Consider the following 15,920-nt stretch of genomic DNA (forward strand, 5'->3'; position numbering starts at 1 on the left):
TCGACGCCCTGTGGCAGGCCATTGGCGATATCTGCAATCTCTTCTCTCCAACAGAATGCAGAAATTACTTCGCAGCCGCAGGGTATGGACTCACATGAAAGTCCGCCGCTCTAGCGGTCCCAGGGCGAGGACCGGCGCAACCGCTCGGCCGCCTTCGGCGGGGACGCAGCGGCGGGGGGTGAGATCGCCTGCACTAAGGCGTCATAGGCTTCCGGGAAGACGCGGATGACGGTTTCGTTGAGGATGGCGGCCTGCGCCTCGTGGAGTGCTGCGCGCCGCATGAACTCCGTGCGCGACAGGCCGAGCAGCTGCGCGCCGCGGTCGATGATCGTGAGATCATTGTCGCGAAACCGCATCGAGACGGATATCTTCCTATTTGCGGCGGCGGCCATGGTGCGTACCTGTGCTGGAATGGACATACGTCGGTGCAATGCAGCATGACACCGGATTTGCGTGACGAAGCCATTCCTGTTCCTGCGACCGGCGTACAGGCATGCGGAAACGGCGGACTGATCCGATCCGAGGTATGCTCCCTGCCGCGAAAAGAGAACGTCAATCCAGACGGCTGACGCGGCGGCCCTCGCTGCGCGCTTCGATAAAGGCGCCTGCGATCTTCATCATGAATGCCTTGCTGAAACGACCGAGGGGTTTACCGTCGGATTCGATGTACCAGGAGCGTTCGGCAATATCGTAGTTGTATTCGTCAACCACGATCCAGCAGCGCTTGAGATCGCTCAGACCGGCGCGGCGGCACTCGATAGCGGAGACTTCCAAACCGACCCGGTCTGCGGGCGGTGGCTGGGTGGTTATCGCCAGGAGCGCGAGATGGGTCAGGCCGTCTCTTGCGCCGCGCACAGCAATGACCACGCAGGTCGGCCGGCTCTTGCGGCCTTCCGTTTCGCCGCGCTCGTGTTGCCATGCCCAGAGATACGGGTAGGAGATCACCTGACCAGGCAGAAATCTACCGCTCATCGTATCCTTCCCCGCGCGCCAGTCGGTCGATCTCGGCGACGAAGAGTTCCGTCTGTTCCTCCGGCATCTCGGAGACATGGTATGCGCGGCGGGGATCGCCGCCGATGCGCATCCGTTCGTAGTGCTCGTAACTCATCAACACGAACCGGGGTTTGCGGTGCTTGGTAAGAATAACGGGTTCGCGGCTGGCAACGTCGGTGACGTCGCCAACCTGCTTGTTGAGATCCCCCGTCGTGAACTGGCGCATGGCTGGACTCCTTATCGATCTCCATATTATCTGGATTTTCTTGATTTGCAAGAAAACGGCGCTCACGCGCCGTCCTCCGCGAACCGCCACACGGGGATGCCGAGCCGACGCGCCTTGTCGGCCAGGTTCTCGGTGATGCCGGAACCGGGAAAGACGATCAGGCCGTAGGGCACCACCGAGAGAAGCTGATCGTTGCGGCGGAACGGAGCCGCCTTGGCGTGTCGGGTCCAGTCCGGTTTGAAGGCGATCTGGGTGACCTTGCGGTTCTCGGCCCAGCAGGCGGCGATGCGTTCGGCGCCACGCGGGCTGCCGCCGTGGAGCAGGACCATGTCGGGATGCTTCTCGCGGGCCTTGTCGAGCGCGTTCCAGATCCGGTCGTGATCGTTGCAGTCGAGACCACCGGCGAAGGCAATCTTGGTGCCGGCAGGAACGAGCACCTCGGTTTCGGCGTGGCGGCGGGCGGCGAGGAAGTCGCGGCTGTCGATCACCGAAGCGGTCATCGCCTGGTGGGAGACCTTGGAGCCAGTGCGCGGCCGCCATGCCGATCCGGTTTGTGCCTCGTAGAGGTCGGCAGCCTCATCGCGCATGATTTCGAGCACGTTGCGGCGCTCGATATAGGTGATGCCTTCCGCAGTCAGCCGCTCCAGCTCGACGGACTTCACCTCCGAGCCGTCCTGCTCCTGCTGGCTCGAACGCTGCGCCTCCTCATTGCGGTCGAGGTTGCGGGCGACGCGCTCGGCTGCGCGGTGGAAGACGTTTGCGAAGGACCAGAGCAGGTCGTCAAGATCGGGTTCGAGCCTGGTATCGCCGAGCATGCCGGCGAAGCTCTCGACGATCCCGGCGAGGCCAGCCCGGATCACCTCGTCGTCGGGAAGTGGCCGAGGATCGGGTTCGTCCTGATGCGGGCGATGGCCGTACATCTGCAGTTCGAGGATGACACGATCGGTCGGCGAGGAGGCGTGGTAGGGCTCATAGGCCTCGTCGAAAGGAAGCTCGTAGGTCATGGCGTGTCTCCATCGGTTGTGGCCGCGCCTATCGCGGCCTGACAGCGCATCCCGGCCGCGCCGCGGCGCGCGCCGCCCCCCCCCCCCCCACCCGCGGCGGGGGCGGCGCCCCCCCCCCCCCCGCCCGCGCGGCGGGGGCGGCGGGGCCCCGGGGGGGGCGCCCGCGCCGGGGGGTGGCAGGGGTCGCCTCTCGGGCAGGCCGCCGGCGTGGCTCTCCGGCGGACCGCGATGCCTGCAAGGCTTCCGGTGATGCCGCCCCTGCCCGCCTGCCAGCCCGACCCGTTCATCCGGCCGGCAGGAAGAGACGGGCATCCTCCGGGAGGAGCTGATCGCTGAGCCATGTGGCGAGATGGGCCGGGCCGAGATGACGCAGATCGTCGTTGAAATCGCCGAGCTGCGGCCGCAACACCAGGGCGAGGATCCCGGCCTCGCCTGCGCGCTGGCTGAGACGCTCGATGCCGTGCCGGCCGGCGGCGTCGGCATCGGCCGCGATGTAGAGGCGGCGGCAGCCGGGCGGAAGCCTCAAGCCGGCAAGGTGATTGGCCGAGGTGGCGGCGGCCACCGGCAGCACCGGCATCACCGCCTTAAGCGACGCCATCGTCTCGAACCCCTCGCCCGCGGCCATGACCGGGACGGGCGCACCGGGCTGGTGGCCTAGCCAGATGCCGTTGCCAAGGAGATCCCCCAGCGAGCGGCGTGGATCCGCGAGTTGCGCCTTGCCGACCTTGCCGCTCGGGTCGAGCCCAGGGGAGAGGTAAGTGCGTTGCAGGCCGGTGATCTGCCCGTCGAGGCTGGTCACAGCGGCAATCAGCGCAGGAAGAGTCTGCGTCTCGCCCGTCACGAGATCCCGGTAGTAGCAGCCGGGATGGAAGCGCAGCGCGCGCTCATGCGTGGAGAGCAGAATGCCGCGACTGGCGAGGTATCGTTCGGCCAGCGTGCCGGCGATCGGCTGGGACATGGCGCACAGACGCCGCGCGGCGTCGGGAGAGCCGCGTTTCGCGGCTGGCTGGCGGCCAGGGAGCTGGGGCGGTGGCAGCGGCGTGGAGAGGAAGCGACGCGCTTCATCCGCGATGTCACGGAACTCGACGAGGCCGCAACTTTCGCGGATGACATCGAGCAGATCGCCAAATTCGGAGGTCGCCTCATCGACCCACTTACCCGCAGGGCCCTTGGTACTGGTCTTGAGCCGAACATGCATGGAGCGGCCGGTCGTGTTGCGGGCATCACCGACCATCCAGTAATTGCCGGAGCGATGCCCGTTGGAGAGATATTCGCGGCACACGGCCTCGGCGTGTTCGCCAAGGCGGCGTGCCAGCTCGGATGCCGAGCCGGACATGACCGCCTCCCCCTCAAGCCGCTGCTGTACGGTCGGTGACGCCAACCAGCTTATGGCCGTCGATAAGCGTGGCGAGGATGGCGGACCCTAGCGCGGTCGTCGGGATGAACAGCCGCAGCTTCCAGGAGATGATCTCGGAGATCAGTCCCAGCGCCTTCAGCCGAGGGACCATCGCGTCGGTGAAGCCGATCAATTCGACACGATAGTCGTTCATGACCCGACTGCGGCGCAGAATCAGGCCGTCGGCAAGCTGCAACCCGATCCGCCCCTCGATCAAGCCGGTCCATGCCTCGTCCGGAGCGAGGGTCGGAACATGGTCGACCCCGAGATTGCGCAACATGGTCGCGACCAGCGTCGGCGCGATGTGGCGGCCGATGATGCGTTCGCCGGCATCGGTCTGCATACGATAGACTCGACAGTCGTCGTCCGGCAGCCGACGCCAGATCGGCAGCAGCAGACCCGTCATGATGTGGAAAGTGCTGGTGGTGAACTCCGGGACGGCGTCGATTTCTGCCTGCCAAAGCTCGCAGAACAGTTTCCGGTCGGCCGGCTGCCAGTGTGTTTCGGCAAGGGCGTCGAGACCGAAGCGCAGCTCGTCCGTCGGCCGCAGCAAGCGCATGCGGTGCTCTATCGCGCCGTCATCGAGCATCAGGCTCGCGGTCGGCAGCTGTATTGCCGCGCGGCTCGAACGTGTGTTGACCAGCAGAACCGATTGGGGCTCCGCATTGGCAATGGCCAGCGCGTCGACCAGCCCGAGCGGCCGGATGCGGTCCTTGCGCGCGACGGTGAGCACGTGCGACTGCGCGCCGGAGACCGGATGGGTATAGACGGTCCTACGATCAGTGACGACGATGCTCTCCGCCGTGATCGTCTCCAGACCCTTGTCATAATTGCCGGCGGCGATGGCGCCTTCGATCTTTGCTGCCATCAGTTGCTCGAACACCTCGAACAGCAGGTTCTGGGTTTCGATGCGCAACGCCAGCAGGCGATTGAGCCAGGTCGTGATTGGCGGCAGCTCGTCCCGCAATCCGCCGTCGTCACTCGTCAGCGACAGCCCGGTCACCGTCTCGAAGGTCGTGAGCGAGCAGCCCTCGATCTTGCCCTGGTGCAGCAGATGATAGAACTGCCGCAGCGCCGCTCGGGCGTAGGCGCTTTCGAGATTGTCTTCGGCACGGAACAGCCCTGCCCCGCCGGTCTGGCGCTGACCGCGCGTGATCGCGCCCAGCGTGTCGAGCCGGCGTGCGATCGTCGACAGGAAGCGCTTGCCGGCCTTTACATTGGCGGCCATGGGCCGGAACAGCGGCGGTTGCTTCTGATTTGTGCGATGGGTCCGACCGAGACCCTGGATGGCGTTGTCGGCGCGCCAGCCGGCCTCGAGCAGATAGTGCTTGCGCAGCCTCTGGTTCCTGACACCGAGATCAGCGTGGTAGGAGCGGCCAGTGCCGCCGGCGTCGGAGAAGACCAGAACGCGCTTGTCGTCATCCATGAAACTCTGGGTCTCGGCCAGATTGGCCGAGCCGGGGCGGTTTTCCACGGCCAGCCGGTCGATACGGTCGCGGCCGGATTTCTTGACGATGCGGCGCGAGCGGCCGGTCACCTCGGCAACCGTGTCGGTGCCAAAGTGATGGATGATCTGGTCAAGGGCACTGCCGACCGGCGGCAACGACGCAAGCCGCTCGACCATCTCGTCGCGCCGCCGAACTGCCTCGCGGCACTGGACCGGGTTGCCATCTTCGTCGTGCACAGGCCGCGAATACACATTGCCTTCGGCGTCCGAGTATTCCTCGAACAGCTGGATGGGGAAGGAATGCATCAAGTACCCGCCGACATACTCCCGCGGCATGACGTCGACATGCAGGTCCGACCATTCCTCGGTCGGGATCTCGGCAAGGCGTCGTTCCATCAGCGCCTCGCCGGTCGAAACGATCTGCACGACTGCCGAATGACCTTCGAGCCGATCCTGCTCAATCGCGCCGATCAGAGTCGGCGTCATCATCGAGGTGATCAAATGCGAGAAAAAACGTTGCTTGGTACTTTCAAAGGCCGAGCGCGCCGCCGATTTTGCGTTGCGGTTCAGCGTGCCGGACTCGCTGGTGATGTTGGTCGCCTCGAGTGCGGCGGTCAGGTTGTTGTGAATGACCTGGAAGGCGTCGGCATAGGCGTTGTAGATGCGGATCTGCTCCTCGGTCAGCGCGTGCTCGAGCAGGTCGTATTCGACACCGTCATAGGAAAGCGAACGCGCTGTATAGAGGCCGAGCGACTTGAGATCGCGGGCGAGCACTTCCATCGCCGCGACACCGCCGTCCTCGATCGCGGCGACGAATTCGGCACGGTTGGCGAATGGAAAATCCTCGCTGCCCCAGATGCCGAGACGTTGCGCATAGGCGAGGTTCTCGACGGCGGTCGCACCGGTCGCGGAGACGTAGACAATGCGGGCATCGGGCAGCGCGTGCTGCAGCCGCAGTCCCGCCCTGCCCTGCTGCGAGGGCGCGACGTCGCCACGCTCGCTTTTGCCGCCAGCGGCATTGGCCATGGCGTGCGCCTCGTCAAAGACGATGACGCCATCGAAAGATTTTTTGGCCCCCGACTGGTTTTCTCCAAGCCCTGTCTGGCTTTCTTTAATCCCCGTCGGGCCTTCGGTCCTTCCCGCCCAGTTTTCTCTGTTCCCCGTCGGGCCTTCGTCCCTCCTCGCCGGCTTCTCTCCAGTCCCTGTCGGGCCTTCGGCCCTCCCCGCCTCTTGTCCAACCCAGTCGAGGATCTGGGCGATCCGGGATTTCTTGCCCTCCCGTTCCTGCGAGCGCAGGGTTGCGTAGGTCGTGAACAGGATGCCCTCGGCAAGGCGGATCGGCGTGTCCTGCCGATAGCGCGACAGCGGCTGCACGAGGAGTTTTTCCTGGCCAAGGGCTGCCCAATCGCGCTGGGTGTCTTCAAGCAATTTGTCCGACTTGGAAATCCAGACCGCACGGCGGCGGCCCTGCAGCCAGTTGTCGAGGATGATGCCGGCGACTTGCCGTCCCTTGCCGCACCCGGTTCCGTCACCCAAAAACCATCCACGGCGGAAGCGCACAGCGTTCGCAGCACCTTCTGGCGCGGCCGAGACGACATCGCAGGTCTCGTCAACCGTCCAGGCGCCGGTGAGATGGCCGCAATGGGCCTCGCCCGCATAGACGACGCTTTCTAGCTGGGCGTCCGACAGCAGGCCTTCGTCGATGATCGCATCAGGTAAAAGCGGCCGATAGGAAGGTTTTGGTGGCGCGACGGCGGCCATTGCGGCCGACTGCACGAGCGGCGTCGGATGCGGCTTGGCGCGGGGAATGTCGATCGACTGGAGCGCGTACGGTTCGTAGATCGTGTCGGTGAGGCGGCCGCCCTCCTCCGGGATCCAGTCGCGCAGCTCATAGGCGAGCGGGACGGCAGGCGCGCTGCTTGCCATGACCCGGCGAGCGGGCTTCGCCTGCACAATCGGACGGACCGATCGTATGGTCTTCGGAGCAGCCGTTGATCCAGCGAGGGGTGCGGCTCTCGCCACCCATCGGGCGCCCATGTGCATGGCGGCATTGCGCAGGATGCCGCTGGACAATGCACCGATCGAGTCCGGAAAGCCGCCCGGGGCTCGGGGCGGCAGGGCGGAGATCCAGGAGAGCAACGTCTCGACATCCATGGCCTTGCCCGGCGAGCCGGAGAAGCTGGTTGGGTCGGTAGCAGGAACTTTGTCGATGATGGTCAAGCGGGTCTCAGTGGTGGTGCCATGGCGGGCGTAGACACGGCCGTCGATCGCCGCGGTGAAGACAATGGTGCCCCGCTGCTGCAGGCGTTCGAAGGCGGGCCGCCATTTGGGGTTTTCGGATGACAGGCCGGTGCCGGTGATGGCGACCAGGCGTCCACCCGGACGCAGGCGTGCGAATGCGGAGGAGAGATGCCGCCATGCCGCGTCAGTGACGTGGCCATCGACATAGGCGCCGACGCTGAAGGGTGGATTCATCAGCACGACGGACGGCTCCATGGCCGCGTCGAGATGATCGTCGATATGGGCGGCGTCGTGCCGCGAGACGGAAACCTGTGGAAACAGCAGGCCGAGGAGATCGGCCCGCGTCGCGGCAAACTCGTTGAGGGCGATCGAGGCGCGCGCCATCTCGGCATGGACGGCGAGCAGACCGGTGCCGGCCGAGGGTTCGAGAACGAGGTCACAAGATGCAATCGCCGCGGCGTGCGCCGTGACGAAGGCCAGCGGCAAGGGCGTCGACAGCTGCTGCATGGCCTGGCTCTCGTCGGACCGTCGCGTATGGGTGGGAAGAAGAAGGTCGGCGATGCGCTTGATCATCGCCAGCGTTGCCTGGGGCGTGGTGGACCGGGACAGGATCGCAGGGCCGAACCGGCGCAAGAACAGCACCTGGGCGACTTCGAGCGCCTCATAGGCCGCCTTCCAGACCCAGAACCCTTGCGCATCGCTGCCGCCAAAACCTGTCGTCATGGCGGTGCGCAGTGCGGCGGTGGTGACAGGCTTGCCCCGCTCGAGGAAAGGCAGAAGCAGCGTTGCCGCTTGATAGATTGCCTGGGCGTTGTTGATGGAGGCGTGCGTCGGCGCGGCGAGGGAAGCGGCCGTACGTGCGACGGTTGAGGTGGTCGCAACAATGTTCATCGAAATGTCCTTCGCGAGAGGGGGTGGCGCCCGCGCCGGCACTCTCTCCGCGCCAGCCGGGCCACACTCCTCCCGGCTCCCCTCTGCCTCTGGCGCCGATGCACCAAAAGGGGTTGCGCTCTGTGCAAAGCCATGACTTGAATGCGCGCACAGGGATGCGGCGGCGACCTGGAGCTGTGGAGGTGATGCGACGGTTCAGAATTGGCAGTGCGGTCTTCGAGGAGGCAGCGCCTGACCTGCAGGCGGCGCTGGCGAGCGCTTATGCCCGCACCGAGCGTCCGCTATGCCTGTGCCGCGAGCTAGGCTGTCCGATGTACATCGCCCGCATCGGCGACCTTCACCTGATCAAGCGCATGCCGCTGAGCGGCGGCGGGCATGATCCATCCTGTGAATCATATGAAGCGCCCTACGAACTGTCCGGCCTGGGCGCCTTGATGGGCAGCGCGATACAGCTCGATCCGCAAAATGGCTTGGCGGCCCTCAAGTTGGACTTCAGCCTGTCGAAGACGGGGAGCCGCGCGGCATCGGTGCCTGCGGGGCAAAGTTCCGCCAGCGTAACCGCCGATCCCAGGAGGATGTCGCTGCGTGGCCTGCTTCACTATCTCTGGCACGAGGCCGAACTGACGGTCTGGACATCGAGGTGGGCCGGGAAACGACATTGGTGGAATGTCCGCTGGCATCTGCTCGAGGCTGCCGGGCAAATGACGGTGAGGGGCGGATCGCTCGCCGATATCCTGTTCGTGCCCGAGCCGTTTCGCGCCGAGAACAGGCAAGCGATCGAACATCGTCGCAACGCGGTTCTCGGCATGGCGCTACCGCCGAAATCAGGTCCACGAAAGTTACTCGTCCTTGTCGGCGAGATGAAGGAGATGGTCCCTGCCCGCTCCGGTCAGAAACTCGTCATCAGGCATTTGCCCGGTTTTCCCTTCATGATCGACGATGCATTGCACCGCCGCTTGCAGGGGCGCTTCGAGAAAGAATTGTCGCTGTGGGAAGCGGATTCCAGCTCACATCTGATAGTGATCGCGACCTTCGGATTGAACCCGGCCGGCCTCGCCATTGTCGAGGAGGTCGCGTTGATGGTGGTATCCGAGAACTGGATTCCTTACGAGACGGTTCCGGAGAAGCGGCTCGTCGACGCGCTCGCCCGCCTTCACGAGAAGAGTGTGAAGGGATTGCGCTACGACCTGCAAACCGACCAGCCGATCGCCAACGCTTTGCTCCAGAACAGGCAGCAGCCGATCGCGCTCTTTGTCGTCCCCGCCGGTGCGGACGAAACATTCGAGGCTTCGTTGCAGGATATGGTCGCGAACCGGCCGGAGATGGGTGCGTGGACCTGGCGGGTCGGTGACGGGGAGATGCCGGCCCTTCCATAGGCTGGGAACGACATCTCAGATTTCCATCAATGCCGTGAATCGATTGGCGGCCATCGATTCAGACAATGCGTTGGACAAGGATCCCCGTTGTCTTGGACCATGACGGTATGATGAGGGGTGACCAGCGATCGTCTTTTTCGGTGACCATGCTGTGGGTTTGCGAAGATCCGCGCGTAAGCACAGTGGGCGCCTGATCGTTGTCAGCGTTGAACTCGGCATGCCATTCGAGCTGTGTCCGAACCCCGCGTTGCATCGGCGAGCGAGACGCTGGAGAGTTGGCTTTCGCATCGGCGTCCGTCCAGGGCGGCACCGCGGTCGATGGTTGCGTTGGGTGGACGATAGGCCTTGGCCAGCGTAGATGTGACCCGGTCCCGCTACGGACCGATTCCCATCCGAAGGTGGTGCAATAAATGAAGCGGCAGAGCCGACCCTTCATCGTCGAGGTGAAGAAGAAGCGTGGCGAATCCGCGCGGCAGCGTTCGATCTGGGGAAATCTCGATCTCGCTGCGATCGACGCGGAAACGGCGCGGAAGCTGACGAAGATCAAGTCGGATGTTAGCTGTTATGGCGAGTCAGCCGGCGGGTCGCGGCGTTCTTCGATAATCGCCCTGGCCTTCTCGACTGCCGCGATCGCCTTCGGCAGCCAGCGCTCGAACTCTACTTTGGAAAGGCCCATCGGCTGGGATGGTTCTGGGTCGCGGAGGTTGGGACGGTCGGGCACGGCTGAGGACGAAGACCTCGTCCGTGTTGGCCTCGAACAGCATCAGGATGCGGTCGCCATGGCGACACATTCGTTGATCCAGCGACGATCGGAATCGCGGTACCTTGTAGTTCGATCGGGCGGCACATAGACAATCGTGAAGTGTGACAGCGTCTCGCCCGTCGGCGCCGCATAGAAGTGCTCTTCCACCTCGATGACGACCCCGCCGGTGCTGTAGTAGGTGGCGACCGTGTCGCCGGGACGTACGAGATCGGCGACCGTTAGCGCTCCTGGGGGCGTGCGCCCGGTATTGGCGGCGATCTGGGGCACCGAGGCTTGCGGTGTAGGTCGAGTACGCCATAGGTGTCCTTGCCGGCCCCTGGCGGGTGTTTACGGGGGTCCGCATCGTTGTCTCCTCCCCTCCTGGCGCCTCGTGCGCGAGTTGCCGGCAAGCGGCTGTCGATCTCGTCGTCCGACAGGTCTTCGAGCAGTTTCAGGATCGTTCGTGGCCACCGTTGTTGACGAGAACGACGCGTTTGCCACGGTGGTCCGCGGGCCAGGTGTGGGGATTGATCTCGCCGGCGATCCCCCTGAAGTCGGGATGCGTCGCGTTCCAGATCGCCTCGAGCTTTTCCGCGCGGGTCATGCTGTCGCTCGCGCCGGTCTCGTGGGCGATGATTGCGGCGCGCATCTTGTCCGGGGATTGCCGATCCGTGAGGTCGCAAAAGCCATGAAACCAGCGCTCGCGTCCGCGGATGCGGATCGCGAAGAATACGCTGGTCACATTGCCGGTCTTATACTCCGACATTCCGAACATGCCGGTGCGCATGAAGAGCGGCGGCAGCAAATCGAGCATGAAGTGATATTCTGACGCGGCGATCTCGAACCACTCGCCTGAATAGGGAGTGCCGGAAAGCGGATCGATGCCGGGAGTGTCTTTGTGTCGGCTGAACAGTTGGATCATCTGCTCGCGGGTGGCGACGCCGTCGAGCACCTTCCTGAATGGTGGATGTGCGGTCATGGGGTTCTCCTGAACGCAGCTCGGCCACGCGCGGCATCACCGCGCCATGGCAACTGCTTGGTGTGTTGTGGCTGGCGACGGGCCGAGTCTGCGGCCGGCGCGTGCATCGGCGATGATGGGGTTTGCAGGGATTCAGGCGGCGCGTCGCTCGGAGGAACACGAAGCGTCTCGACCAATCCCAGTGATGGCACGGACGGCGGCGGCGAGGGCCGGGATGTCGTCAAGCATGCCGAGCGCAACGAAGTGGTTGGCCCCGCCGACATAATCCTTGCGGCCCTTGCAGGTGCGGATCAGGATGCCGTGACCTGAGGACAAACCGAACTGGCCGACCTGGATGTAGGCGCGGTCGTGGTGCAGGGTAATCTCACCGGAAACCGCTATGCCCGCCTTGTTGGAGCGCAGGTCAAAGCAGCCCGAGGGCAGGTTTAGTTCGGCGGCGAGTTTCTTCAGCCGTGAATGGGCTATCGTGTGGAAGCGTCTCTTGTGCTGCTCGTCATAGGAGCAGCTTCTGTTCCAGTCGAACATGTCGATCTCCATGAAATGGAACAGGCCCGCGATCGCTCGCGCGATCCCGGGCCCGTTCGTCAGGGTGGTTCTATGCGGTGAAGTGATCAGGCGGCCGTGCGGCCCTCGATGATGTCGGCGCCGACCTCATCGGCCGAGACTTCCTCGAGATAGGCCCGACGATACTGGTTGTTAGCGAGCCAGCGTTCGGCAGCCTCGCGATCCTTGGCGAGATAGAGCAGTTCCGGGCTGTCCCCGAGTTCCTGCAGGACGCGGACCATGCCGATCATGGGACGCTCGACGACCTCGAATCGCAGGTCGGTCTCGACGGACCAGGTGCGCCTTACCGAGACGATGATGATGCCGCCCTGCCAGAAATCGCCCTCATGCAGGGTGAAGTAAGCCGGCGAGCTATAGGTCGCGCGCTCGCGCGGCGGTTCCTTCCTGACCAAACGGCCGACGCCGTTGCGGCTCTCCCAAGCGGCGAGCTTTTTGGTGAAGCGAGCCGGCGGTTTCGCGGTGCCGGAGCGGTACCGGATAACGCTCCCCAGAGGAGCGGATTCGTACACGATATGTGCGGACATGCGGGTTTCTCCATGTCGGAAAACGAAAAGGGCCCGGCGGGAGTGCCGGCCCGGTGCGAGCGTGAGGCCGATTATTCGGCGGCCTGGAGGTGGTCCGCCTCGTCGCCGTCGATGGTCACCGGCTCATCGGAGGACGGATCCGCGTCGTCGGCGAGGAAGGCCGGCAGCTCGGCGGCATTGCCGTCGAGAGCCGCCTCGTGCGACATGTCGCCGGCGACCGCGTCGCCAGCATCGGTAGCCGCTTCATCGACCTCAAGGCGCAGCGGCTCGGGCAGCCAGTTCGATCCTTCGAGAAGACGGGCGGCTTCACGGGCCATGATGTCCTTCTTCATGTGGTCGATCAGCTGCGCGGAGTCTGCGCCACGGGCTTCACGGACAGCCTGTAGAATCCGCGCCTTGGTGAGCCGCCCGAGGAACTCGACCGTAGGCGTCCACCCGGCGTCGACCATGTCGAACTGGAGCGAGCGGCCAAGCACGTCTGCATGCTCGAGCGCCTTCGGTCGCCTGTTCCAGGGTTCGACCACCGCATTGAGGGTCAGCGAGACGCAGTGCGCGAACAGCGCCTTGCGGCTTGCTTCGTCGAGGCCGAGAAGGAAGTCCCACAGGCCATCCGCTTCATCGGGCAGATCGCGGTCCCAGGCTTCGTGCCGCTCGGCGATCTCCTTGGCCCAGGATGTCTCGGCAAGACCGTCGACCTGGCTGAAGCTGCCGCTCTTCAGACTGATCTCCAGGCACGTGTCCGGAGCGAAGCGATAGAAGACCTGCAGGACGAAGGCATGGAGTGCGGCGACGATGGCGATGTCGACGTCACCGGCGAGCGCGTTGCGCAGTGCCAGGGTCCGCTGCGCGGTCAGGTCGAAGACGAGCCGATCGGGCAGTGGCTTGATGCCATCGTCCTCGCCGTCGTCGCCAGAGGCGTCGTTCACCGGCTTGCCGTTGACGACAACACCATCGCCATCGTCGGCGCCATTGGATCGGGTTCCGCCGTCGGCGCCCCCTTCCTCGCCCTCATCGACGTCGCCGGCTTCGGTCCCCGGCTCGTCCTCGGAGCGCACGAAACCGGCGTCGACCTGGAGCTTGCCGTCCGCGGCAAGCGTAACGAACACACCGGCAATGGCCTTCTGGGCGGGATCGTAGCTTCGAGGACGATCATCGATCGCATCGAGCTCTGCGCCCAGCTGGTCGAGCTTCGCCTCGATCGCTTCGTCGGCATCCTGGGCCTTGGCATAGTCCGCGTCGAGCTTGTCGTATTCGGCCTTAAGCGCGTCATAGCGTTCGATCTCCTCGGCGCTGAGCTCCTGCGGCTCGGCATAGATGCGCCGCATGCCGGAGGTATGGCCGTAGGGAAAGCTGATCGCCGCCTCGACCCATTTCCAGCCCTCGGCGCGGATCGCCTCGGCATCCACCTTCAGCCTGTCGAAGACAAGCTGCTCGACGAGCGCCGCATCCTGGAACCAGCCGCCGGAATCCTGCTCGAACAGGTCGCGCAGGATGACACCGCCAGCCGCCTCATAGGCCCCGGTGCCGACATAGACGGCACGGCGATCGTCGGCCCGGACCGTCGTCTCCGTCAGCAGGCGCCTGATGTAGTAGGGCTCCTGCGTGTGCGAGCCGGATATCCGTTCCCAGACCTGCTCCTGACGTGCATGATCGTCCGAGATCGAAAACGCCATGATCTGTTCGAGCCGGATTTCGTCCTTCTCGTAAAGATCGAGCAGCCTCAGTGACACCGATGCCAGCCGCAGGCGCTGCCTCACCGTCGCCGGCGATACGAAAAAGCGGGCGCCGATCTCCTCCGGATCGAGGCCCTGATCGCGGAGCGTCTTGAAGGCCCGGAACTGGTCGAGTGGGTGCAGGTCGGCGCGCCGCAGGTTTTCGGCAAGCGAGTCCTCTTCGGCCGAGGTCTCCTGCCTGCGGTTGACGATGCAGGGGATTGGCTCGTTCTTGGCCAGGCGCTTTTGCTTGATGAGGATGCCGAGCGCCAGATAACGCCGCCCGCCGGCGGGCACCTCGAACGTGCCGGTCTCCTCGCCCTCGCCGTCGAGCATGGGCCGGACGTTCAGGCTCTGGATCAGCTTTCGCCGTCCGATGTCTTCGGCCAACTGCTCGATTGACACGCCGTCCTTGATGCGCCGAACATTTTTCTGCGACAGCATTAGCTTGTCATAGGGAATATTCTCCGCGGCGTTCATCGCGATCTTCTGAATGGCGTTCTTTGCCATGGTCAGGTTCTCCATGACGGACGGTCCGGGGCCTCTCCCCGAACCTCCAAGCCCGTCAGGAAACCTCCCCTCCCCCCTCTGCCTCCCGTCGGGCGTCTGGCACGGACGCCGCCGGCTGCCGCAAAGCTTCGCTGGACTGCGGAAGGCAGAATGACTATATATCTTCCACGAATGTGGAAGGATTATTGTCATGCCGGGGTTTAGCAGCGAAGTGCTCACCGCCAATGAGGCGGCGGCGGTAACGCAGGTGCCGCTCAAGCAGGTGCATCGCATCATCGATGCAGGATTGCTGCGCGGCCGTGTCGAGACGCGCCGCGGCAGCCGCGTCATCGTCGGAGCGGGTCTCGTCGGCCTACGCCTCGCCTGGCTGACGGCGGAGACGCTGACGCCGGCCGCGCGGCGGCGGATCGTCGAGCACGCCATTGCCGATGATGCTACGCCCGTGGTCGCGGACGATCCCCTTAAGGTCGACCTGAAGCCGATCACCGCCGGGGTAAGGGCCGGCCTCAGCCGGCTGAGGAAAGCAAAGGCGATGGTGGCGCGCGATCCAGCGGTACTTAGCGGTCAGCCGGCCTTTGTGGGAACACGCGTGCTTGTTCATGACGTTGCCGACATGCTCGCCAACGGCGACACGGCCGACGCGATCCGTGCCGCCTATCCGCAACTGACTCTCGACCGGATCAGGCTCGCGGCCGACTATGCGCTCGCCTACCCGCGGCGTGGCCGTCCGCCGGTCAAGCCGGCGTGGCGCAGCACGGCGGCGAAATCGAAACGCACAATCCGTCTCGACGATCTGCCGGCCGTTTCGTGAAATTCCTGATCGACGAATGCCTGAGCCCAGAGCTTGCGAAACTGGCGCGCGAACGGGGTTTCCCCGAGTCGAGCCATGTGCGCTGGCTGGGCCTCGCCGGCGCCAAGGACCATATGGTGACCCGGCGCGCGGTCGATGACGGCTATGTGCTCGTCACGCACAACACGACCGACTTTCGCGGCCTCTATCGCCGCGAGGAGCTGCATGTCGGGCTCGTCGCCTTCAACACCGCCCCTGGCCTGATGAGCCTCGATCTCCAGCGCAGGCTCTTCCTTCTCGCCCTTTCCGAGCTTGGTGGAGGGGAGGCATGGAACGAAGTGCTGGAGATTACGGTGGATGTCGAGCGTACCGTCACCATCGAACGGTTCAACCTGCCCGACTGACGGACCTCCGCGTTCGTTTCCTGCAATCGGGCTGCGAGAAGCCGCCGCTCGCACAACGAAAAAGCCCGCCGCGGGAGGAGGTGCGGCGGGCTTGATTTGGACGACAGCATTCGGGAGGAAT

The 15,920-nt window shown here is 64.7% G+C and carries 14 protein-coding genes; 3 read left to right on the forward strand and 11 right to left on the reverse strand.

The window, feature by feature from the left end:
* Positions 1-110 precede the first annotated feature (110 nt).
* From NKJ32_RS33305 to NKJ32_RS33330, 6 genes are all read right to left on the reverse strand, one after another.
* On the reverse strand, positions 111-419 hold the full coding sequence (locus NKJ32_RS33305; RefSeq protein WP_352453933.1) for a type II toxin-antitoxin system TacA family antitoxin: 309 nt from the start codon (positions 417-419) through the stop codon (positions 111-113).
* 133 nt (positions 420-552) lie between these two features.
* Positions 553-972 carry a hypothetical protein gene (locus NKJ32_RS33310; RefSeq protein WP_352818918.1) on the reverse strand — a complete coding sequence of 140 codons (420 nt, stop codon included), beginning with the start codon at positions 970-972 and terminating at the stop codon, positions 553-555.
* Entirely contained in the window at positions 962-1,219 is a 258-nt protein-coding gene (locus NKJ32_RS33315) for a type II toxin-antitoxin system prevent-host-death family antitoxin (protein ID WP_352818921.1), read from the reverse strand. Before NKJ32_RS33315 ends, NKJ32_RS33310 begins: the two co-directional genes overlap by 11 nt.
* A 62-nt stretch (positions 1,220-1,281) precedes the next feature.
* On the reverse strand, positions 1,282-2,223 hold the full coding sequence (locus tag NKJ32_RS33320; RefSeq protein WP_352453906.1) for a DUF2493 domain-containing protein: 942 nt from the start codon (positions 2,221-2,223) through the stop codon (positions 1,282-1,284).
* Positions 2,224-2,506: 283 nt separating this feature from the next.
* On the reverse strand, positions 2,507-3,559 hold the full coding sequence (locus NKJ32_RS33325; RefSeq protein WP_352830166.1) for a DUF7146 domain-containing protein: 1,053 nt from the start codon (positions 3,557-3,559) through the stop codon (positions 2,507-2,509).
* A gap of 13 nt (positions 3,560-3,572) precedes the next feature.
* A complete protein-coding gene (locus NKJ32_RS33330) occupies positions 3,573-8,198 on the reverse strand; it encodes a strawberry notch-like NTP hydrolase domain-containing protein (RefSeq protein ID WP_352830168.1) in 4,626 nt (1,541 codons plus the stop codon).
* A gap of 185 nt (positions 8,199-8,383) precedes the next feature.
* Between NKJ32_RS33330 and NKJ32_RS33335 the strand changes: the two genes are divergently transcribed.
* Positions 8,384-9,574: a DUF1173 domain-containing protein gene (locus tag NKJ32_RS33335; protein WP_352830169.1), complete on the forward strand. Its 1,191-nt coding sequence runs from the start codon at positions 8,384-8,386 to the stop codon at positions 9,572-9,574.
* A 763-nt stretch (positions 9,575-10,337) separates the two neighbouring features.
* On the opposite strand, the gene NKJ32_RS33340 is transcribed toward NKJ32_RS33335, so the two are convergent.
* From NKJ32_RS33340 to NKJ32_RS33360, 5 genes are all read right to left on the reverse strand, one after another.
* Positions 10,338-10,604: a hypothetical protein gene (locus tag NKJ32_RS33340; RefSeq protein WP_352707962.1), complete on the reverse strand. Its 267-nt coding sequence runs from the start codon at positions 10,602-10,604 to the stop codon at positions 10,338-10,340.
* 163 nt (positions 10,605-10,767) lie between these two features.
* The gene (locus NKJ32_RS33345) at positions 10,768-11,268 is read right to left on the reverse strand and encodes a DUF1419 domain-containing protein (RefSeq protein ID WP_352451761.1); all 501 of its coding nucleotides are present in this window, start codon (positions 11,266-11,268) and stop codon (positions 10,768-10,770) included.
* Between the two features lie 159 nt (positions 11,269-11,427).
* Positions 11,428-11,820, reverse strand: a complete 393-nt coding sequence (locus NKJ32_RS33350) for a hypothetical protein (RefSeq protein ID WP_352451762.1) — start codon at positions 11,818-11,820, stop codon at positions 11,428-11,430.
* Positions 11,821-11,906: 86 nt separating this feature from the next.
* Entirely contained in the window at positions 11,907-12,383 is a 477-nt protein-coding gene (locus NKJ32_RS33355) for a UCP036055 family protein (RefSeq protein ID WP_352451763.1), read from the reverse strand.
* A 71-nt stretch (positions 12,384-12,454) separates the two neighbouring features.
* The gene (locus NKJ32_RS33360; protein WP_352830170.1) at positions 12,455-14,605 is read right to left on the reverse strand and encodes a ParB/RepB/Spo0J family partition protein; all 2,151 of its coding nucleotides are present in this window, start codon (positions 14,603-14,605) and stop codon (positions 12,455-12,457) included.
* Between the two features lie 190 nt (positions 14,606-14,795).
* Here NKJ32_RS33360 and NKJ32_RS33365 point away from each other — a divergent pair, with 190 nt between their 5' ends.
* Both NKJ32_RS33365 and NKJ32_RS33370 read left to right on the forward strand, forming a co-directional pair.
* Positions 14,796-15,416 (forward strand): DUF433 domain-containing protein, encoded by a 621-nt coding sequence (locus NKJ32_RS33365; RefSeq protein ID WP_352496762.1) that lies wholly within the window; start codon positions 14,796-14,798, stop codon positions 15,414-15,416.
* A complete protein-coding gene (locus NKJ32_RS33370; RefSeq protein WP_352451766.1) occupies positions 15,413-15,799 on the forward strand; it encodes a DUF5615 family PIN-like protein in 387 nt (128 codons plus the stop codon). Before NKJ32_RS33365 ends, NKJ32_RS33370 begins: the two co-directional genes overlap by 4 nt.
* Positions 15,800-15,920 lie beyond the last annotated feature (121 nt).

The sequence above is a fragment of the Mesorhizobium sp. M0159 genome, from assembly GCF_040322295.1.
In the GTDB taxonomy this organism is placed as follows: Bacteria; Pseudomonadota; Alphaproteobacteria; order Rhizobiales; family Rhizobiaceae; genus Mesorhizobium.

What these genes read in the sequence shown, in the direction of transcription:
- NKJ32_RS33305 (WP_352453933.1), bottom strand. Translation starts at nt 419, where the DNA reads ATGTCCATTCCAGCACAGGTACGCACCATGGCCGCCGCCGCAAATAGG.
- NKJ32_RS33310 (WP_352818918.1), bottom strand. Translation starts at nt 972, where the DNA reads ATGAGCGGTAGATTTCTGCCTGGTCAGGTGATCTCCTACCCGTATCTC.
- NKJ32_RS33315 (WP_352818921.1), bottom strand. Translation starts at nt 1,219, where the DNA reads ATGCGCCAGTTCACGACGGGGGATCTCAACAAGCAGGTTGGCGACGTC.
- NKJ32_RS33320 (WP_352453906.1), bottom strand. Translation starts at nt 2,223, where the DNA reads ATGACCTACGAGCTTCCTTTCGACGAGGCCTATGAGCCCTACCACGCC.
- NKJ32_RS33325 (WP_352830166.1), bottom strand. Translation starts at nt 3,559, where the DNA reads ATGTCCGGCTCGGCATCCGAGCTGGCACGCCGCCTTGGCGAACACGCC.
- NKJ32_RS33330 (WP_352830168.1), bottom strand. Translation starts at nt 8,198, where the DNA reads ATGAACATTGTTGCGACCACCTCAACCGTCGCACGTACGGCCGCTTCC.
- NKJ32_RS33335 (WP_352830169.1), top strand. Translation starts at nt 8,384, where the DNA reads ATGCGACGGTTCAGAATTGGCAGTGCGGTCTTCGAGGAGGCAGCGCCT.
- NKJ32_RS33350 (WP_352451762.1), bottom strand. Translation starts at nt 11,820, where the DNA reads ATGTTCGACTGGAACAGAAGCTGCTCCTATGACGAGCAGCACAAGAGA.
- NKJ32_RS33355 (WP_352451763.1), bottom strand. Translation starts at nt 12,383, where the DNA reads ATGTCCGCACATATCGTGTACGAATCCGCTCCTCTGGGGAGCGTTATC.
- NKJ32_RS33360 (WP_352830170.1), bottom strand. Translation starts at nt 14,605, where the DNA reads ATGGCAAAGAACGCCATTCAGAAGATCGCGATGAACGCCGCGGAGAAT.
- NKJ32_RS33365 (WP_352496762.1), top strand. Translation starts at nt 14,796, where the DNA reads ATGCCGGGGTTTAGCAGCGAAGTGCTCACCGCCAATGAGGCGGCGGCG.